Here is a 20,224-nt window from a genome sequence, read left to right on the forward strand (position 1 = left end):
AAAAATAAGACAATGAAAAAGTATTTGAAATTTCCGATTTACGTGGCATTGTCTGCCATGGTAGGCATGAATGTTACGGCTTGTAGTGATGACGACCCTGTTAATCAGGAAGAATCTGGAACTCTCTCTGCACAGGAACAGGCTCTGAAAGATGTAATAACTGATTATACAGACCAAACTGTGATACCTACTTACAAAGGAATGGCAGATGCCGCTATGGAACTGCATAGCCTATGTATTGATATTCGTACCAAAAAATCAGATGGAACGTTATCTACCGCCGATGTGGAAGCTGCCGGTGAAGCTTGGAAAACCGCACGTGATTATTGGGAAAAAAGTGAAGCTTGGTTGTTTGGTCCCGCCGGAGACTATTATATAGACCCACACATTGATTCGTGGCCGCTTGATAAAACAGGGATGGATGCCCTGTTGAGCAATCCTGCACAAATGGCACAAATGGATGATGAAGGTGTATACGTAGGTAACTATTTAGGATATGCATTACAAGGATTCCATGCCATCGAATATCTTTTATTCGAATTGACAAATACAAACGCTAACGGCAATGCTACTGCTAATTCTGAAAGTGTAGCTCATAATCTGAATTATACCACCGAGGAATTAAACTATTTAGTAGGTTTAGCTGCGGACTTGCGTAATCAATGCATCTTATTGGAAGCATGCTGGGCAGGCACCGAAAATGTAACGGCTGAAAAACAACAGATTCTGACCGATACCGAATTGGACAAAGGCATCAACTTCGGTGAACGTATCAAAAATGCAGGCAACGCAGGCAGTGAATACGTAAACTATCTTGATGTGATGTACGACATCATCACCGCCGGAATCCAAAACATCGCAAACGAAGTAGGTAATATCAAAATCGGGAACCCGACAGGTAAAGGACTTCCTTCGGGAGGTATGGAATACGACCCGAACTATATTGAATCGCCTTATAGCCTGAACTCCATCCGCGACTTCCTGGGCAATATCCAAAGCATCCGCAACGCCTACCAGGGTTCTCCTTCGGTAGACGGAACCATCCAAGTGCCAACGAATACGCTTAGCACATATATCGCTACACTTGATGCCGACCTGGACAACCGTGTGAAAGCAGCCATCCAAGATGCATACGATAAAATTTCGTTGATGGGTGAACCGTTTGCATATACGTGCGGAGCATCTGAGTATGATACCGTTAACCAAGACGCAATCGATGCCTGCAACGTAATGAATGACATCTTCGACGAAGTGAAAGCTTTGCTACAAGCAAACCATTAATCCACTTTGTGCTAACACAAAGGCATAGGTGTCCATCTTCGGAAGAATGCCTATGCTTTTTGAACATAACATACTACTAACTTTATATTACTTTTGGATGATGAAAAAACATTATTATTTAGCTGCATTCTTGTCAATAGGCATGATAACGGCTTGTAGTGACGATGAAGTGAAAACAGACAATCCGTCACCGAATCCAGAACCGTCAGAACTTCCTGATTGGTATTATACAGGTGGAGAACTGGGTACAACATTCAATTCTTCTTCTACCGCTTTCGAAGACCCGACTCCTGTAGTAGACGGCGATGCCGACATGACCGCCTCTTTTAACCGAGGAGAACAATTCTTCGAGAAACCTTATACATCTAATTTCTCTGGTATGCGTCACGGTTTGGGACCTGTCTATATCCGCACCTCTTGCCAGCATTGCCATCCGGGATACGGACACGGACAAAGCCAACCTGCCGGTTCTTTTAATACAAACACAATAGGCAACGGTTACTTATTAGTTGTATACAACCCTGCAACCAATGCCTACGTTTCTTGGCTTGCAGGTATGCCGCAGACCCATGCCGTAGCCCCTTTCAAGGCTCCGCTGGACGAAAGCCAGATTATGCTGACCTGGCATGAATATACCGACCAGAACGGGAACAAGTTCCCCGACGGTGAGACCTATTCGTTGCGCTATCCGGAAATAACGATTCCCAAGAGTGCCATTTATGTAGCCAACAAGGGGTATGATGTGGGTACATACGAAGTCCGCCTCGAATCCACCATCGGCATTTACGGTACGGGCTTGCTGGATGCCATTTCGGATGAAGACCTGAAGGCGCAATACGTGCAGGAAGAAAAAGACGGTTATCTGAAGAACGGGCTGAACCCCAACATCTTTGCCAACGGAGACTGGACGGGGCAATATGCCAATACGGCACAGGGAGGTGACGGGACGAAATATCCTTTCCGTTATACGTATGCTCTGAGCCGTGGTCCGTTGCAGGATGCAGCCGGAGCCAACGCTTTCTGGAACATCACCAACGCCACACGTAGCGACCGCCGGTTCCATTACCTGGATGCGGCAGGTACGTATGCCCAGTATTCTTCGGAAGACCCCGAAGTGCAGGCAGGCTTCCGTGACTACATCGAGCAGGCAGACCCCGACAAGAACCATCCTGACTGGCACATCCAGAACGAGGACGGCACGTACGACGAGCAGCAGAACATCTACAACTACCTGACTTCGAAGGAACTGGATGTGGAAGTGTCCGACCAAGACTACATCGACCTCATGGTATGGCACCGCGGACTTGCCGTGCCCGCCGCACGCAACGTAGACGATGAAGAAGTATTGAAAGGCAAGGAACTCTTCGAACAAATCGGTTGTACGTATTGCCACAAGCCGAGCTGGACGACGGGCGATGACGAGATACGCGACCCGGCACGCTTCTTCACAGGAGACAAGGCAAACCAGTTGCCCCGTTATCCGCACCAGAAGATTTGGCCCTATACCGACATGATACAGCACAAGCTGCACATGCAGAACGATATCCGCACGGGCTGGTGCCGCACCACTCCGCTTTGGGGACGCGGCTTGCACCAGCGTTGCACCGGAGCCGAGTATGCCGACCGCTTGCACGATTGCCGCGCACGCACCACGCTGGAAGCCATCATGTGGCACGGCACCAGCACCGAGAGCGACGCTTACGAACAAATCGAAGCTTTCCGCAACCTCTCGAAGGAAGACCGTGACGCCATCGTGAAATTCATCGATTCTATTTAAATCAGTAGACTAGGTACTAGGGACTAGGTGACTAGGTATTAAACACCTCGTTTTAAAGACTTTTTAAAACATGGTACCTAGTCAACTAGTACCTAATCAACTAGTCACCTAATAAAAAACAAATGAAACTGATAAAACGCATTGCTTTCGGGAGCGCAGGACTGCTCGTCTTGCTGATGATGGCCGCCACCGTTGTAGAAAAACTGCAAGGAACCGGTACGGCTTGGACGGCTATCTATGGCTCTCCGTTCTTTACCATACTGTGGGGAATCCTGGCGGTATGCGCTTTGGTTTACCTGATAAGCCGGAGGATACAACGGGATTTTTTTACGTTCCTGCTGCACATCGCGTTTCTGGTTATCCTGGCAGGAGCGCTCACCACGCGCCTTTGCGGAAAGCAAGGAAGCATCCATTTGCGGATGAACGATACGCCTGTTTCGGCTTTCGTCACTTCAGGAACGGAGGAAGAGCCGCTTCCTTTCGATGTGCGGCTGCACGATTTCCGCATCGACTATTACAAAGGAAGCTTTGCGCCCATGGACTTTACCAGCCGCATCCGAATTGAGGATAACGGAATGCAGGCAGAGGGAGAAGTGTCGATGAACCGGATATTCACCTATCGCCATTACCGTTTCTACCAGTCGGCATACGACAAGGACGGGCAAGGAACTACCCTTGCGGTGTCTTACGACCCGTGGGGCATCGGCATTACCTATACCGGATATGCTTTATTGCTGCTCTCTGTCTTGGGCTTCTTTTTTCAGAAAGACAGCATGTTCCGCCGGCTTCTCCGTCATCCCGCGTTGCGTAATAAAACCGTTCTGTTAGGTATCGCGCTGTTTTCATCCGTCGCTGGCATGGCTTCGGGACAACCCAAGCACTTATCCCGTGAGGCAGCATCCGTGGTAGGCAATCTCTACATCTATTACCACGACCGCATCTGTCCCTTGCAGACCTTGGCGAAAGACTTTACCGTAAAGCTTTACGGCAAAACGACCTACAAAGGACTGACTGCCGAACAGGTGTTTACGGGCTGGTTCTTTTATTACGATGACTGGAAAGCCGAGCCTGTCATCCGCATTAAAAGCAAGGAAGTGCAACGTCGGCTGGGTATCGAGGGGGATTATGCCTGCCTGAACGATTTTTTCGGAACGGAAGGGTATAAGCTGAAAGAGAATGGAACGGGCAGTTCCCAATACAAACGTGAATGGAACGAGGCGAACGAGAAGTTCAACCTGATTAGCATGACCGCTACGGGCAGCATCCTGAAAATCTATCCGTGCCGGATGGAGCATAACCGGACAGGCTGGTTCGCTCCCGTAGACGACTTGCCTCAAGACTTGCCCGACGAGCAATGGCTGTTCGTCCGCAAGAGTCTGGGATTGCTGAGTGAACAGGTGATGAAGAAAAACGATGCTGCCATACTCGAACTTACGGGGAAGATACGGAAATACCAACAAAAGACTGCGGGTGAAGTGCTTCCCTCCGACACCTGTTTCCGGGCAGAAAAACTATACAACTGTTTGGACTATACCCGGTCTTTGGCGATGGCTTGCCTTACCGTCGGCATTCTTTCCTTTATTTTCTATTGCCGGCGGATGAACCGTCCGGTATGCGGCAAGACCCGTGTGAATGTCTTTTTGCTTGCCGCATTGGGTATCATTGCGGTTTATCTCTTGTCGCTTATCGGCCTGAGGGGATTCGTCAGCGGACACCTCCCGCTGTCGAACGGCTACGAGACGATGCAGTTTCTGGCATTGTGCGCCACCTTGCTCACTTTTATTTTCTACCGCAAGTCCGAATCCGTCATTGCTTTCGGCTATATGCTGTGCGGGCTGGCATTGCTGGTGGCGATGCTGGGCGAGGCAAATCCGCCTATTACCCAACTGATGCCGGTATTGGCATCGCCCTTGCTTAGCCTTCATGTGGTGACCATTATGATTGCCTATTCGCTTACCGCATTTATCATGCTGAACGGCATTATGGCAATTGTGTTGCGCTATATTCATAAGGATTATCAGGATGCCGTTGTCCGGCTGCAAGTCATGAGCCGGCTTATTCTTTATCCGGCGGTGTTCTGCCTGGCGCTCGGCATTTTCATCGGTGCCGTGTGGGCGAATGTTTCATGGGGGCGTTATTGGGGATGGGACCCGAAAGAGACTTGGGCGCTTATCACCTTATTTATATATGCGGCAGCCTTGCATGCTTCGTCGCTCCCCGCATTCCGTCGGCCTATGTTCTTTCACTGGTTTGCCGTTGTCGCGTTTTTGAGCGTATTGATTACTTATTTTGGCGTCAATTTCATCTTAGGCGGCATACATAGCTATGCTTAAAAAAGAAAGCATCATTTGTTTTTACTTGTCATTCTGTTGAGAATGAAAACAGAGGCTGATGCGCGAGCACCGGCCTCTGTTGCTATAAAAGATTGTCTTGTATGATGGGGATTCAATATCAATATACTTCCACCTTGGCAGCCAGCGACTTGCACTTGTCGCGCAAGGCATCGAGGTCGCCGTCCGGTTTGTCGTAGCAAACCACTACGCCCATACGGCGGTTCAGCTTCGTAAACGGTTTGCCGAAGATGCGTAAGTACGTATCGGGTTGTGAGCAGACCAGTTCTTCACCCCGATAACGCGGAGCTTCCTTGCTGGCTATGGGCGAAAGAATGACGGCACTGGCACCGATATGCTCTTGTGTAATGCCTGGGATAGGTAATCCCAGCACAGCGTATAAATGCAATTCAAATTCGTTCAGGTTCTGGGTATTTGCCAAAGTTACCATACCCGTATCGTGCGGACGTGGAGAAAGTTCGGAGAAGTACACGCCGTTTTCGTGACTCAAGAAAAACTCTACTCCCCAAATACCATAGCCGGTCAATGCTTCGGTTACTTTTGCTGCCATGCGTTGCGCTTCGGCAAGATGTTCGGGAGCGATGTGTGCAGGCTGGAAGCTCTCGCGGTAGTCCCCGCCTTTCTGTACATGTCCGATAGGCGGGCAGAACAGGGTAGGGCCGTTCTTCTGCGTCACCGTGAGCAAGGTGATTTCACTGTCAAACTGGATGAACTCTTCGATTATCAGTTCCTTGATATCGCCCCGGCTTCCTTCGCAACCGTAATGCCATGCGTGTTCCAGGTCTTCCGGACCTTTCGCTACCGACTGGCCTTTGCCCGATGAGGACATCAAGGGTTTGATGACACAGGGGAAACCGATTTTTTCTGCCGCTTCCTTCAATTCGTCGAATGATTTGGCATAGAAATATTTCGCGGTCTTTAATCCTAATTCTTTTGCGGCAAGGTCGCGTATCGCCTTGCGGTTCATCGTAAAGTTTACGGCACGCGCACTGGGCACCACCTGAATGCCTTCTTTCTCCAAATGGTACAACCGTTCGGTACGGATGGCTTCAATCTCAGGCACAATAATGTCCGGATGATATTTTTCAACTACACGGTCGAGCGCATCGCCATCCAGCATATTGAATACTTCACAAGCATCTGCCACCTGCATGGCAGGAGCTCCTGCATACGAATCACACGCAATGATGTACTGTCCCAAACGTTGGGCAGCAATCACAAACTCTTTTCCTAATTCGCCGGAACCCAGCAACAATATTTTCTTCGTCATACGATTAACTTTTTTCTATGTGGACAAAGATAACACAAATTTTGCTTTGCTTGCATGGAAACTATGAAAAAACAGTATCAATTCTTTTCATGGAGTATCCGACTTAGTTATCGCGTCATGCACTTTCTTCTGGTGTGGCTGTCTGGCTTTGAGATGATGTTTCATTATTTTTATCATTTTCATTTTCATCCGGTTCATTTTGTGGCTGTTCGGATTGGGTTTCGTCTGGTTCTGAAAGTTCGTTGTCTACATTTTCTTCTTCCTCTTCTGCTGGTAAATCACGGAATGCCTGCATGTACTCTTTAGGTGTTTGTCCAAACAAATCTTTAAAAGTATTCGAGAAATGAGACAAGTTGCTATAACCTACAGCATAGGCAACATCCGAGATAGACAGTTTCTTCTCTTTCAGCAATTTGGCTGCCTGCTGCATACGGATGTTGCGAATGAAATCGCGTGTAGAAAGATTGGTAAGTTCTTTCAGTTTCCGATACAGATGGACACGGCTTAAACCAATGCTGTTGGCAAGCATTTCTACGCTGAGTGATGGCTCTGCTAAGTTGTCGTTAATGATTTTCATAATGCGGCTCATCAGCATTTCATCGGATGATGGAACTTTTACTTCCTGCATCTTGTCATTTTGTTCTTGAGCTCCGCTGAATTTGTTTTTCAGTAAACGTCGTGTTTCTATCAGATTGGTAATGGTGCTCCGCAACACTTCGATGCTGAAAGGTTTGACGATGTAGCTGTCAGCTCCGGTTTCGATGCCTTCCGCTTGTTCTTCATTCCTTCCTTTGGCTGTAAGCAGAATGATAGGGATGTGGTTGATATTCGTATTCGACCGTACCTTTTTGCACAATGTGATACCATCCATTTCGGGCATCATTACATCGCTGATGAGCAGGTCTACCGGATGGTTTAGCAAGAAATCGTATGCTTCGGATCCGTTGCTGCACGTATCTACTTTGTATTCGTCAGACAATTCGTTGCATAGATATTCGCGTATTTCTTTTTCATCATCAACTATTAGAACGTGAAGATTGCATTTCGTTTTCGCTTTCTTTGTTCCTGCTTCTGGTTCAGATGTTTCAGAGTCATTCTTTCCGATATATTGTTTTTCTTTGTTCTGTTTGAAGGTTTTCAGATTAAGATTGTTGTGCGAGATATCCAGTTCTTCCATCTTCAAATGATTACTGCCTTGAGGAATGCGTACGATGAACTTGCTGCCCTGGCAATCAGTGCGATTGCAGGCAGTGATAGTTCCATGGTGAAGTTCTACGAGCGAACGGGTCAGATGAAGTCCTACGCCAGTACCTGCCTGATTGCGGGTAATGTCATTGTTTATCTGATAGAACCGTTCGAAGATACGTTCTATTTGTGCATCATCCAATCCTATGCCTGTATCAGAAACTGTTATCTCAATGTATTTTTTTAGAGGAGCAGGTGCAGCTGCATCTTCTCCTACGGTGAGGGTAATGTCTACACTTCCTCCTTCGGGAGTATATTTGAAGGCATTTGAAAGTAGATTCATCAGTACTTTGTCGAAGTTGTTCAGATCTATCCATGCTTTAAGCCGTTCATCGTTATGATGAAAGGTAAATGTGATGTGTTTGTTTTGTGCCAGATAGCCGAATGTGTTGACGACATCATTGATGAAGCCGACGAGGTCTGTTTCGCGGAATTTCAGACTCATTTGTCCTTTATCTATTTTGCGTATGTCCATCAGTTGGTTTATCAGCCGCAAGATGCGTATCGAGTTACGATAGATCATTAAATAGGTTTTATTTAACTCCGGATTGTCACAGTTGGCTATTAACTTTTCCATCGGATTGATGATGAGTGTAAGCGGTGTGCGTATTTCGTGTGAGATATTGATAAAGAACTGTAGTTTGGCTTCATTGATTTCTTCTGTATGTTTGCGTTCTACCATTTCTTTCCGTTGTTTGAGCTGTGTGCGGGCATAGCCGATAAAGGCAAGCACGATAAGTACAATCAATGCACTATATAACAAGTATGCCCACCATGACTGGAACCAGGGAGGTGTGATGAGAATGCTTATTGTCTTTATGTTCGAATGGTATCCATGGTCGATGGCATAGACTTCGAAGGTATATTTCCCGGAAGCCAAGTTGTTGTAGGTGACAAAGTTGGTTCCGGGTGCAGTCGTTTGCCATTCTTTATCCAGCTCATGGATGCGGTATTTGTAAATAACCTGTCCCGCCTGTGCAAATTGTAAGGTAGAGAACGAAATGCTGAACGTATTGTCGGTATAGTTCAACTTGAAACGGTTGGCATCCGTTACAGCAGTATTGATGATGGGGTGTCCTCCCGATAAGGTGTTGGTGTTGACAGACTGTCCGGACACCTTGAAATCTGTGATGACTACGGGTGGAACAGTACGCTCGTTGATGATTTGTTCAGGTACGAAACTGGTGATTCCGTTGATACCGCCAAAATGGATGGTACCATCGGATGAGTGGAAATAAGAGCCTCGTGTAAATTCGTTGCCTTGCAGTCCGTCTCCAGAGTGATAGACTGTAAAAGTTTGCGTTTTTTGGTCAAGCCGGTTGATGCCGTTGAATGTACTTACCCATATATTTCCCAGTTTATCTTCGCAAATGCCGCATATGATGTTGTTGCTGAGTCCTTCTTGTTGGGAATAACGTTTCAGTTTTTTGTTTTTTTTATCGAATTTGTACAGTCCCTTTGAGGTACCTGCCCAAATGTTTCCCATATGGTCTTCTGTAAGGGTATATCCGATACATCCTTGCAGGATATAGTTCTTTTGTGTGAAGTTTATGAAACTTTTAGTTTTAGGGTTGAAACAAGTCACTCCTTTGAAGTGTCCAATCCAAACCAGTCCTTCACTGTCGCAATAGAGGCTGTTAATCCAATTGTTTGGCAATTCGTCATAACTATGTGCAGATGTACTCTTTTCTGTTGACTTGTACTGTGTGAACTGTTTTGTTTCTTTATGATAGACAAACAGTCCGTTGCCGTATGAACTGAAGTACAGGTGCCGGTCGTGGTCTTCGGTAATGGCAAATACCCGCTCGTTATATAGTTCGGGTATGAAAGTGCATGAATTCATGCTTGGATTTAGTTGGGCAACGCCTTTTGTATAGGAGCCTAACCATATCGTATTGTCCGAGTCTTGGAATATGCTCAGTATGGTATTTGCTACGCTATGCGGTCCTTTGTCCGGTGTCAGGTGTTGGAGCGTATGAAAATGGTTGTCCAGGATGTATAGTCCGTCGTTGTCGGTCCCGACAAGCAAATTCTTTTTATTGTCTTGGAATATCGACATGACGCATTGTTTGCCGAAAGGACTTCCGTGCATGGATTTGAATCCATGGTATTGGAATGGATTATGTCTCATCGGGATGAAAGCTACTCCCTGCTGGAATAATCCTAACCATAGGTCATTGTTACGGTCAAAAAGGATGGTATGTATCTTTTTGTTTTTCAGATTGAACTGTGTATCCTCTAATTCTTTGTCTGTTATTTCATGTTTTTCCGTCGTATATACTTTCAGTCCTTCTCCATCAGTACCGATATAAAGTTGTCCGTTGGCATAAGTCAGAGCTTTTACGGGCAGGTTGTATCTGTCTTGATAGGGAATTTGTCTGAATTTCCGGGTCGAGTTGTTATAAATATTCAGTCCGCCGGTCAGAGTGCCGATATAAATATTTCCGTACGGGTCTTTAGCCAGGCTGGATATATTATTTTCGCTGATAAGAGGAGTCTTGAATGTCTTTATGGTTTCTTTGATTATATTGTAACAGATAAGTCCATCATTTTCTGCGCCAATCCATAAGTTGCCTTTCCCGTCATCCAGTATTGTGCTCAGATGCCGGAATCCTAATTGGTTGATGGCCATGATGCATTCTCCCTGTTCTTTTTCGGGATGAATACGGAATAAACCTTCTCCTGAAGTCGATGCCCATAAAGTGCCTTCTCGGTCTTCGATGATGTGGGTTACATCTGTATAAATCTGTCGTTCTTCTTTATATAGCGGTATGTTTGTGAAAGAATCGGTGTTCCGGTTGTATTTTACCAGTCCTCCCATAGTGCCTACCCAGATATTTCCTTTGCTGTCTTCGAAAGTCAGATGCACGTAGTCATTATTTAGCGAGGTAGTATCATTGTCCTGATGTCTGTAGGTGTTGAATTTGTTTCCGTCAAAACGGTTGAGTCCATATTCTGTTGATATCCAAATAAACCCGCTTCTGTCTTGATAGATGTCGTTGATAAGGCTACTCGATATTTGATTATCAGTTGAATAGAGAACGGAAATTTGCGCAAAAGCTTCCGCTACAACAAAACAGTAAAACAAACCGGTATATAGAATCTTTTTTAGCATAAGTATAAATGATAGTCATAATGAATGATAGCCAGTGGATTGTGTGCATTGGAAATTACTTTCCTCCGCTGGCTGTCATCTGTTCATTTGAGTTGTTATAAAACTTTAACCTGAATCTTGTGCAGAGAGTCGATGTCCGATGTTCCTCCATATAGAAGTTCGTAATTTCCTTCTATCAGATTCATCGCATTGGTTTGAGTATCGAACCATAAGAAATTGTCATCTGAAAGCGTCAAGACAACTTCTTTGGTTTCACCTTTCGGAATATATACACGTTGAAATGCGCGTAGGGTATGCGAAGGAGCATCGGTGTCTCCCGGACGGCGCAGGTATATTTGTACCACTTCTTCTCCGTCTTTATTCCCATTGTTGGTGACAGGGACAGTCAGTGTCAAAGTATTGCCTTTGCTGAATGTCGGACTGCTTATCCGTGCTTTCCCATAAACGAACTGAGTATAGCTAAGTCCATGTCCGAAACAAAACAACGGAGCTTCGGTCATATAACGGTAGGTACGTCCTTTCATCGAATAATCTTCGAAGTCGGGCAGTTGCTCTGTACGGGTATAGAACGTTATCGGTAATTTGCCCGAAGGGTTATATTCGCCTAGCAGGACATCGGCGATGGCTGTTCCTCCGGCTTGTCCTGGATACCAAGCCTGAAGGATACCGTCACAGATTTCACTTTCAGGAGCAAGCCCCATTGCAGAGCCTGAAAAATTGATGAAAACAATAGGTTTGCCAAGCTTTTTCAATTCTCGGATCATTTGTCTTTGGATGGCAGGCAGTTCGATGGTGGTACGGTCTCCACCTTTGAAACCTTCTACATTGACCGGCATTTCTTCTCCTTCCAAAGTGGGAGAGATACCACCGGCAAAGACAATTACATCGGCATTTTTCACTTTTTCTACTGATGCCTGCAGGTTTACAGGGATATTTCGTCCCATATCGAAATCCAGCTGAGCCGCACGGTCTTTGCTGTTGAAGATGAAATCAATTCGGATATCGTATGATTTTCCTGCTTCAGCTTTTAGGGTATAAAGATTGGCATTATTTTGAAGATATTTGCCTGAGGCTACTTCTTTGCCGTTGACCGACAAGCGTATGATGCCTTGTGTCTGGAAATGAAAACCTATATTTTCTGTCTTGTCTGCTGTGAATACGGATTCATAGCGTGCCGAAAAATCGGTAATGTTTACTCCCGGTGCAAATACAGTTGCACCTAAAGTCGTAAAATGGAACGGAGTAGTGGTTTGTACTATTGCCGCAGGAGTTCCTTCCTGTCGGATGTTGTTCCAATAAGTAGATTTGAATCCTTGTTTTCCTTGTAGGGAGCATTGGCTGAATACGCTTTCCAGTGTAACAGAAGTTGTACGGTCGCAGCCGGCATCGTAAATCAGTTGTTCAGCGGGAAGACGTTTCTTCATTGCTTCATATAAGGTCTCTGTATGGGAAGGGTAACCGTTGTAATTGCCCCAGTGCATGACTGAATCTGCTGCATTGGGACCGATAAGGGCAATTTTCAAGTCTTTTTTTAAAGGTAAGACATTATTCCGGTTTTGGAGCAATACAAGGCTTTCACGTGCCATTTGTAAGGCCAATGCTTTGTGCTTTTCACTGTCGACAACCGAATAAGGAATACTGTCCCAACATACATTCTGGTCCATTTCTCCCAATTCGAAACGGGCTTTCAGCAAGCGTTTTACAGAAGTATTTATCTGTTCTTCACTGATGAGGCCGGAACGGACGGCATCAGGTAAAGAGGCATAATTGTTCCCACATTCCAGGTCTGTGCCACTTAATACGGCTCCAGCACTGGCATGTGCTTTATCGGGATGTGTTTCATGGTCGCCTTTGCGCCAAAAGTCGCTGATGGCTCCACAGTCGGATACAATGATTCCCTGGTATCCCCATTCATTCCGTAGAATTTGGGTTAGCAGACGGTTGTTTCCGCAGCAGGGTTCGCCTTCCAACCGGTTATAGGCACACATCACCTCTTTGACATGGGCTTTTTGTACCAAATCTTTGAAAGCGGGCAGATATGTTTCCCATAAGTCGCGCGGGGATATGTTTTCTGCATTGAATTCATGCCGGTTCCATTCTGGTCCGGAATGTACGGCAAAGTGTTTGGCACAGGCGTGCAGCTTGTTATATTTTGCGTTTTCAGGACCCTGTAAGCCTCTCACTACAGCCATTCCCATTTGTGAAGTAAGATAAGGGTCTTCTCCATAAGTTTCTTGTCCGCGTCCCCAGCGTGGGTCTCTGAATATGTTGACGTTTGGAGTCCAAAAAGTCAATCCTTGGTAACGTTTCAGCTCTCCCTGTTCTCGTGCTTTTACATATTTGGCCCGCGCTTCCTCCGATATGGCAGTAAAGACTTGGTATAACAGATTGTCGTCAAATGAAGCTGCCATGCCGATGGCTTGAGGAAAAACGGTGGCTGTGCCTGCCCGTCCCACTCCATGTAAAGCTTCATTCCACCAGTCATAAGCCTTAATGCCCAAGCGCGGAATGGCGGGTGAGGCATTTTGCATCAAAGCGACTTTCTCTTCCAGTGTCAGCCGGGTGACAAGATCGGTTGCCCGTTGTTCGGCTGTTAATGTCTGGTCCTGATAAGGATATTTTTGTCCCATTATGGGAAGTGCGGCGATAAATGTTGCCATGCACACCCATTGTTTCATTTTGTTTTTCATGTTTTCAAATAGCATTAAATATTACACTAACCCTTTGTTGTTGTTAATGAAAAATGAAGAATAAAGGAATGTGTCGTACAGCCTCATTCTTTGGTTCTTATTTTTCATTGAGTAGTTTCTCTTTCAAGAATTGTCCCGTATATGAAGCCCCGCATGCCGCCACTTCTTCTGGTGTACCGCATACTACAATGTTTCCTCCCTGTTCTCCTCCTTCCGGTCCCAGGTCGATGATATAGTCGGCACATTTGATTACATCCATGTTGTGTTCGATGATAACCACGGTGTGTCCTCGTTCTATCAGTGCGTCAAAAGCTTCCAGTAATTTCTTGATGTCGTGAAAATGCAGTCCGGTAGTAGGCTCGTCAAATACGAAAATGGTGGGTTGCGATTTTTCTATGCTTAAGAAATAAGCAAGTTTTACACGCTGGTTCTCTCCTCCGGATAATGTGGAGGAAGATTGTCCCAATTTGATGTATCCGAGTCCTACATCCTGAAGAGGAAGCAGTTTCTTGACAATCTTTTTTTGTCCGTGTGTATCAAAGAATTCAATGGCTTGGTTGACTGTCATTTCCAGCACCTCATAGATATTCTTTCCTTCATAATATACTTCCAGTATTTCTTTTTTGAATCTTTTTCCGTGACATGATTCGCATTCCAATACCAAATCAGCCATAAACTGCATTTCGACGGTGACGGTACCTTCACCTTTACATTCCTCGCAGCGTCCGCCGTCAGTATTGAAGGAGAAGTAACCGGCTGTATATCCCATTTGCTTGGCAAGAGGTTGGTCGGCAAATAGTTTTCGTATTTCATCGTATGCCTTCACATAGGTGACAGGATTGCTGCGCGATGATTTGCCTATAGGGTTCTGGTCTACAAATTCTATGTCGTTGACCATTGATGTGTCACCCTCCAATGATACGAATTCGCCAGGGCGTTCGCTTATTTCACTGTATTCCCGTTTCAAGGCTTTATAGAAAATGTCGCGCACTAGCGTACTTTTACCAGAACCGCTGACCCCTGTTACTACCGTCATGACATTGAGCGGAAAACGGACATCAATCCCTTTCAGGTTATTTTCACGTGCTCCTTTTATTTCGATGTAATTGTTCCAGGCGCGATGTTGCAAGGGGCGTTCGATGGTTTCTTCACCCAACAGATACCTTACGGTATAACTTTTGCTTCCACGTTTCAGGTCTTTCAGGTCACCTGAATAAACGATTTCGCCTCCCAGCCGTCCGGCTTTCGGACCTATGTCGATGATATAGTCGGCTGCACGGATGATTTCTTCATCGTGTTCTACGACCACTACGGTGTTGCCTAATTGTTGGAGTTGGCGTAACACTTTAATCAGCTTTGCTGTGTCACGGCTGTGTAGTCCGATACTTGGTTCGTCTAGGATATAGAGCGAGCCTACCAGACTGCTTCCTAGCGAAGTGGCAAGGTTGATACGCTGGCTTTCTCCTCCCGAAAGCGAGTTGCTCAGGCGGTTTAAAGTGAGATAGCCTAGTCCTACGTCTTCCAGAAATGTCAGGCGGCTGTTGATTTCGCTCAACAGTCTTTTGGCTATCTGTGTATCGTGTTCGTTTAGCTTCAGGTTCCGGAAGAATTCTTTCAGCTTGCTGACAGGCATTTCCACTAGATCGGCAATGTTATATCCTCCTACTTTTACGTAAAGGGCTTCTTTCTTCAGTCGGCTTCCGTGGCATTCGGGGCAAGTGGTTTTTCCCCGATAGCGGGCAAGCATTACGCGGTATTGGATTTTGTATTGATTCTCTTCCAGCATGCTGAAGAAAGAGTCAATGCATACTTTGTCCCGCGGACCATGCCACAGATAGTCTTTCTGTGCTTGAGTCAGTTCATAGTAGGGAGCAAATATGGGAAAATCGTGTTCTGGGGCTTCCCGTAAGAATGCTTGCAGCCATTCACTCATTTTTTCCCCTCGCCAGCACATCACAGCTCCATCATATACGCTCAATGAGCGGTTGGGAATGACCAGGCGTTCATCAATTCCAATGATTTTACCGAACCCTTCGCATGTCGGACAGGCCCCTAGTGGAGAGTTGAAAGAAAACATCTGGTCACTTGGTTCCTCAAACTTGATGCCGTCTGCTTCGAATTTGGTACTGAAGCGGTACAGGCTGGTCGAACCGTCGGGTTGATAAAAACGGAGCAAGCATGCACCGTCGCCTTCGTACATAGCCGTTTCGGCAGAGTCGGTCAGGCGGCTGATGGCATCTTTGCTGTTGTCACAGCTCATACGGTCTACCAGCAGGTAAACCGTATCTTTGGGATTATACTGGTATTCTTCGATACGTATGGTCTTTCCGTTCACTTCCAGACGGGTGAATCCTTCTTTCATATCCGTCTCTATTTGCTCTGCCATATTGCGCCCTTCTCGGGGAAGAATGGGGGTAAGTACTGTATAGCGTGTACCCTGAGGATACGAGAGCATACAGTTCACGATATCTTCTGGACTATCCTTTTTCACCAGTTGTCCGCTTATGGGCGAATAGGTTTTTCCGATGCGGGCAAAAAGCAAGCGTAAGTATTCATAAATCTCAGTAGAGGTCCCTACTGTAGAGCGCGGGTTGCGGCTGATGACTTTCTGTTCGATGGCAATGGCGGGAGGAATACCTTTGATAAAATCACATTCCGGTTTGCTCATCCGCCCTAAGAATTGGCGGGCGTATGCAGAAAGGCTTTCCACGTAACGGCGTTGTCCTTCGGCATATAACGTGTCGAAGGCAAGTGAGGACTTGCCCGACCCCGACAAACCGGTAATGACTACCAGCTTGTTGCGCGGAATGTTAACGTCGATGTTTTTCAGGTTATTCACCCTGGCGCCTTTGATGGATATGTAGTTGGTTTCAGACATGCTAATGATTTCGTAAGTTTATCTGGACAAAATTAGGTAAAATCTATGAAATAATTGCAAGAAACGTACAGATTTGAGTAAGAAACTATTTTTGAATCAAGATAGTGGTACGTTTATTCTGTTTTATTTAAGAAGTAACTTTAAAGTTAAAGCAAATGACATCAATTAAAATCAAACTTATGGTTTCTGGGAAAGGTATGGAAGGCAGTCTGGTGTATCAAGTGATTCATAATCGTATCGTCCGTCAGATAGATAGTGGTTATAAGGTGTGGATTTCCGAGTGGGATGAACTGGCGGAAATGGTGGTGTTGGAAAAGGCAGATTCAGCCAGAAGAAGGTTGTTGTTGGCTGTTGCCCGTCGTATAAAGACAGACCGGGAGCAGTTGTTTCAGATTGTGGCCAGTCTTGACCGGCAAGGCATTTATACTACCGATGATGTGCTGGTTCGGTTTCGTGCTTGGGAATACGCCGGTTCTTTTGAAAGATTTATGGAAGAGGTCATCGTGCATCTGAAAGAGTTGGGCAAGGTACGCACTTCGGAAACATATACGATGGCATACCGTAATTTTATGTGTTTCAGGAAAGGAGTCGATATCCGGCTGGATGAAATCGATTCGGATTTGATGGAGTTGTATGAAAGCCATTTAAAAGGCAGGGGATTATCATTGAATACTGTTTCTTTCTATATGCGTATTTTGCGTGCCACTTATAACCGGGCTGTAGCGAAAGGGCTGGCCAGGCAGTGTTATCCTTTCCGGTATGTTTATACGGGAGTGGAAAAGACTTTGAAGCGTGCATTGCCTTTGAAGTTTATAAAATGTATCAAACAATTGGATTTGTCACTTCATCCGTCTTTGGATTTTGCCCGCGATATGTTTTTGTTTAGCTTTTATACGCGTGGCATGTCTTTTGTCGATATTGCTTATCTGAAAAAGAAAGATTTGCAGAATGGTGTCTTGACATATCGGCGGCGGAAAACCGGGCAACTGCTTTTCATCAAATGGGAAAGATGTATGCAGGAAATTGTAGACAAGTATACTTTGCCATATTCAGATTATCTTTTGCCGATAATCAAGGAAAAGGCAAACGAGCGAAAACAGTATCAAAATGCGCTTCATGCGGTAAATCATAATCTGAAAAAGGTTTCTTTACAGGCGTGCCTTCCCATCAGGCTTACCATGTACGTAGCCCGCCATTCTTGGGCAAGTGTTGCCAAAAGCAAGCATATTCCTCTTGCTGTAATCAGTGAAGGGATGGGACATAGTTCTGAAAACACAACGCAAATTTATTTGGCTTCGTTGGACAATGCAGTTATTGACCATGCAAACCGGTTAATATTAAGGGATTTGTAGCAGGGCATCTGCTCAGTGGATGTCCGTTCTCTTAACAAGAGACGGATTGTGCCTGCAAATGTAAACAAAAGATATGAAATAACGAATTTTTGGTAATTTAATTTTATATGTAGAATAAAAAAAGCAAATAGAAATCCGCCCGATAAAAAATACACCTTTTTATATTATATACCTTATTTATATATTATAATGGTATGAATGTCCGTCTCTTGTTAAGAGACAGATAAAATTAGAGATATTATTATGTGTAAAGTTTTGTTTGGGTTCATCGGAAGTAAGGAATCATCCTCTTTCGAGCTTGAAGGAGGATGCCAATCAGAACATATTTAGATAGAGGTATCGATGTCACTGTATAGTTCAGATACTCTTTCTAATGCCAGGGGCAAGTAGAGAACGGATTGAAGACCGACCTGTCAATCCGGAAGGGAGAATTTATGCCTTCAGCAAACGGTACAATCGTTACATGGTGCTATCTTTTTGTTCATCATACCAAGGTGGAACGGGTGAACGAAAAGTTGAAAGAAAGGTTTAACACGTTTATACACAAGAGCATTGTGTATAAGCAAGTCAAGAATCGTGTAAAAAAGGAAGAACGTCCTACCATTTCAGGCTTGCTTTTTGTACAAGGCGACAATTGTGACATCCAACGTATGTTGCACGAAATCGATCCGGCTCTTTATCTGATGAACGATTGTTCTACTCATCGGACGGCAGTCATTCCCGACCGTGTCATGCAGGCTTTCATTCAGGTATCTCAAATGGATGAGAACCGTATCCGTTTTATGCCTCATGCTTTAAGTTATTATTCTACAGGTCATCCGTTGGTCCGGGTTACATCGGGAGTTCTGAGCGGTTTCGAAGGATATATAGTCCGCATATCGCGCGACAAGTGCCTGGTTACTTCTGTAGGCGATATTACCGTAGCTATCAGTGGTATCCATAAAGAGACATTCGAGAATATAGAGACTTATGCCCAGTTGCGGAGGAAGGAACAGAATATGAGCGTTTCTTCCTCCGCAAATGCATCAGATTGTTGGCGTGAAAATATAAAGCAATATTTTTTCCAGCCTGAAAACCAATTGGATGTAATAGTAATGGCAAATGGACTTCATCGCTGGATAGCAGAAGCATACCGTTGGATGAATGCTGGAAATTATATGGATGCCATGGATGTAGCCTGTTTGATACTGAAAACGATAGGTTTGTATTTCCATTCTGATTATGCAAATTCTCAGCTGGGCCGATTAAAAGATATTTGGTCTGTATGTCAGGAGGCTAACCGGATATTAGCTGCATTGACAGAAAATCTGGAAGTACCGGCTGATGTAAAGCAACGCATTGTATCAGAGAGGCAGGATTTGTCTGTTTGTTATCCTTTCTTATTTTTGAAGAATGAATGAATCTTCTTTAAATTATAAATATCATAAGTTATGAATTTCATCAAACATGTGTTTTTACTTTTTGTCATTTTGTTGTTGAGTAATTGTGCTTCTTATCAAGATTCGGTGTATTTACGCAATGACGAAATACTTGATACGGTCAAGCAAAAATATTCTCTTTTCGAGTATCGGATTATGCCTAAAGATGAGTTGACCATTACAGTAAGTACTACAACTCCCGAAGCATCAGCCCCTTTCTATCGTAAAATCGGAATGACTAAAGGGCAGAATGGTATTGGACAGGGGATGGATAATGCGAAGTTACTAGACTATTTGGTCGATAATGAAGGGTATATTGATTTCCCGGTATTAGGTATGATATCCGTAGCAGGACTCAGTACTCGTGAATGTGAAGCGGTCATTCGTGAGAAATTGCAGGCTTACCTGAATGAGGTGCCCAATGTTACGGTGCGTTCTTCCAGCTATAAGGTAAGTGTATTGGGGGAAGTGGCCCGTCCTGGTACTTACCGGGTGGATGATGAGAAGATTACCATATTCCAGGCTTTGGCAGAAGCTGGTGATATGACGCTTTTTTCTGACCGTAAAGACGTTCATTTGCTTCGGGAAGACGGTCAAGGCAGGCGTAAAGTAATTCATCTGGACTTGACCGAAGCAAATATTGCCCTTTCTCCTTATTATTATCTGCAGCAAAATGATGTGGTTTATGTGAAACCTACTCCGGCGAAAGTCCATTCGAATACATTTACCGGAAATGCATCGGCATGGATTACGATGTTGAGTTTGGTTACTACAGTTGTCTCGTTGATTATGGTGATTACTAATTAATACCGATACTTTTGTAAAGCTCATGAAATTGTTTAGAAAC

At 45.0% G+C, this 20,224-nt stretch carries 10 protein-coding genes; 6 read left to right on the top strand and 4 right to left on the bottom strand.

Annotated elements, in window-relative coordinates; genetic code table 11:
• Positions 1–12 precede the first annotated feature (12 nt).
• From B5F78_RS04735 to ccsA, 3 genes are all read left to right on the top strand, one after another.
• On the top strand, positions 13–1,281 hold the full coding sequence (locus B5F78_RS04735) for an imelysin family protein (RefSeq protein WP_239473357.1): 1,269 nt from the start codon (positions 13–15) through the stop codon (positions 1,279–1,281).
• Between the two features lie 100 nt (positions 1,282–1,381).
• The gene (locus tag B5F78_RS04740; RefSeq protein WP_430746756.1) at positions 1,382–3,058 is read left to right on the top strand and encodes a di-heme oxidoredictase family protein; all 1,677 of its coding nucleotides are present in this window, start codon (positions 1,382–1,384) and stop codon (positions 3,056–3,058) included.
• 122 nt (positions 3,059–3,180) lie between these two features.
• Complete coding sequence (gene ccsA / locus B5F78_RS17995; RefSeq protein WP_087406155.1) at positions 3,181–5,391, top strand: cytochrome c biogenesis protein CcsA; 2,211 nt, start codon at positions 3,181–3,183, stop codon at positions 5,389–5,391.
• Between the two features lie 118 nt (positions 5,392–5,509).
• Here the strand turns inward: ccsA and purT are convergent, their stop codons facing one another.
• The 4 genes from purT to uvrA form a co-directional block, all read right to left on the bottom strand.
• Positions 5,510–6,679, bottom strand: coding sequence for a formate-dependent phosphoribosylglycinamide formyltransferase (purT, locus tag B5F78_RS04750; RefSeq protein WP_022039361.1), 1,170 nt, complete (start codon positions 6,677–6,679; stop codon positions 5,510–5,512).
• A gap of 115 nt (positions 6,680–6,794) precedes the next feature.
• Positions 6,795–11,039 (bottom strand): hybrid sensor histidine kinase/response regulator transcription factor, encoded by a 4,245-nt coding sequence (locus tag B5F78_RS04755; RefSeq protein WP_087406156.1) that lies wholly within the window; start codon positions 11,037–11,039, stop codon positions 6,795–6,797.
• Positions 11,040–11,134: 95 nt separating this feature from the next.
• The gene (gene xyl3A, locus B5F78_RS04760; RefSeq protein ID WP_239473358.1) at positions 11,135–13,699 is read right to left on the bottom strand and encodes a xylan 1,4-beta-xylosidase; all 2,565 of its coding nucleotides are present in this window, start codon (positions 13,697–13,699) and stop codon (positions 11,135–11,137) included.
• 127 nt (positions 13,700–13,826) lie between these two features.
• Positions 13,827–16,607 (bottom strand): excinuclease ABC subunit UvrA, encoded by a 2,781-nt coding sequence (gene uvrA / locus B5F78_RS04765; RefSeq protein WP_162608489.1) that lies wholly within the window; start codon positions 16,605–16,607, stop codon positions 13,827–13,829.
• Positions 16,608–16,762: 155 nt separating this feature from the next.
• Here uvrA and B5F78_RS04770 point away from each other — a divergent pair, with 155 nt between their 5' ends.
• From B5F78_RS04770 to B5F78_RS04780, 3 genes are all read left to right on the top strand, one after another.
• Positions 16,763–17,959, top strand: a complete 1,197-nt coding sequence (locus tag B5F78_RS04770) for a tyrosine-type recombinase/integrase (protein WP_087406158.1) — start codon at positions 16,763–16,765, stop codon at positions 17,957–17,959.
• A gap of 398 nt (positions 17,960–18,357) precedes the next feature.
• Complete coding sequence (locus B5F78_RS04775; protein WP_140400035.1) at positions 18,358–19,359, top strand: transcriptional regulator; 1,002 nt, start codon at positions 18,358–18,360, stop codon at positions 19,357–19,359.
• A 30-nt stretch (positions 19,360–19,389) separates the two neighbouring features.
• The gene (locus B5F78_RS04780; RefSeq protein WP_087406160.1) at positions 19,390–20,184 is read left to right on the top strand and encodes a polysaccharide biosynthesis/export family protein; all 795 of its coding nucleotides are present in this window, start codon (positions 19,390–19,392) and stop codon (positions 20,182–20,184) included.
• Positions 20,185–20,224 lie beyond the last annotated feature (40 nt).

The organism is Bacteroides sp. An279 (genome assembly GCF_002159615.1).
GTDB classification, from domain to species: domain Bacteria; phylum Bacteroidota; class Bacteroidia; order Bacteroidales; family Bacteroidaceae; genus Phocaeicola; species Phocaeicola intestinalis.

Bases quoted from the DNA above. Each gene is read 5' to 3' on its own strand.
- B5F78_RS04740 (WP_430746756.1), top strand. From the start codon at position 1,382: ATGAAAAAACATTATTATTTAGCTGCATTCTTGTCAATAGGCATGATA.
- uvrA (WP_162608489.1), bottom strand. From the start codon at position 16,607: ATGTCTGAAACCAACTACATATCCATCAAAGGCGCCAGGGTGAATAAC.
- ccsA (WP_087406155.1), top strand. From the start codon at position 3,181: ATGAAACTGATAAAACGCATTGCTTTCGGGAGCGCAGGACTGCTCGTC.
- B5F78_RS04735 (WP_239473357.1), top strand. From the start codon at position 13: ATGAAAAAGTATTTGAAATTTCCGATTTACGTGGCATTGTCTGCCATG.
- xyl3A (WP_239473358.1), bottom strand. From the start codon at position 13,699: ATGGCAACATTTATCGCCGCACTTCCCATAATGGGACAAAAATATCCT.
- B5F78_RS04770 (WP_087406158.1), top strand. From the start codon at position 16,763: ATGACATCAATTAAAATCAAACTTATGGTTTCTGGGAAAGGTATGGAA.
- B5F78_RS04755 (WP_087406156.1), bottom strand. From the start codon at position 11,039: ATGCTAAAAAAGATTCTATATACCGGTTTGTTTTACTGTTTTGTTGTA.
- B5F78_RS04780 (WP_087406160.1), top strand. From the start codon at position 19,390: ATGAATTTCATCAAACATGTGTTTTTACTTTTTGTCATTTTGTTGTTG.
- purT (WP_022039361.1), bottom strand. From the start codon at position 6,679: ATGACGAAGAAAATATTGTTGCTGGGTTCCGGCGAATTAGGAAAAGAG.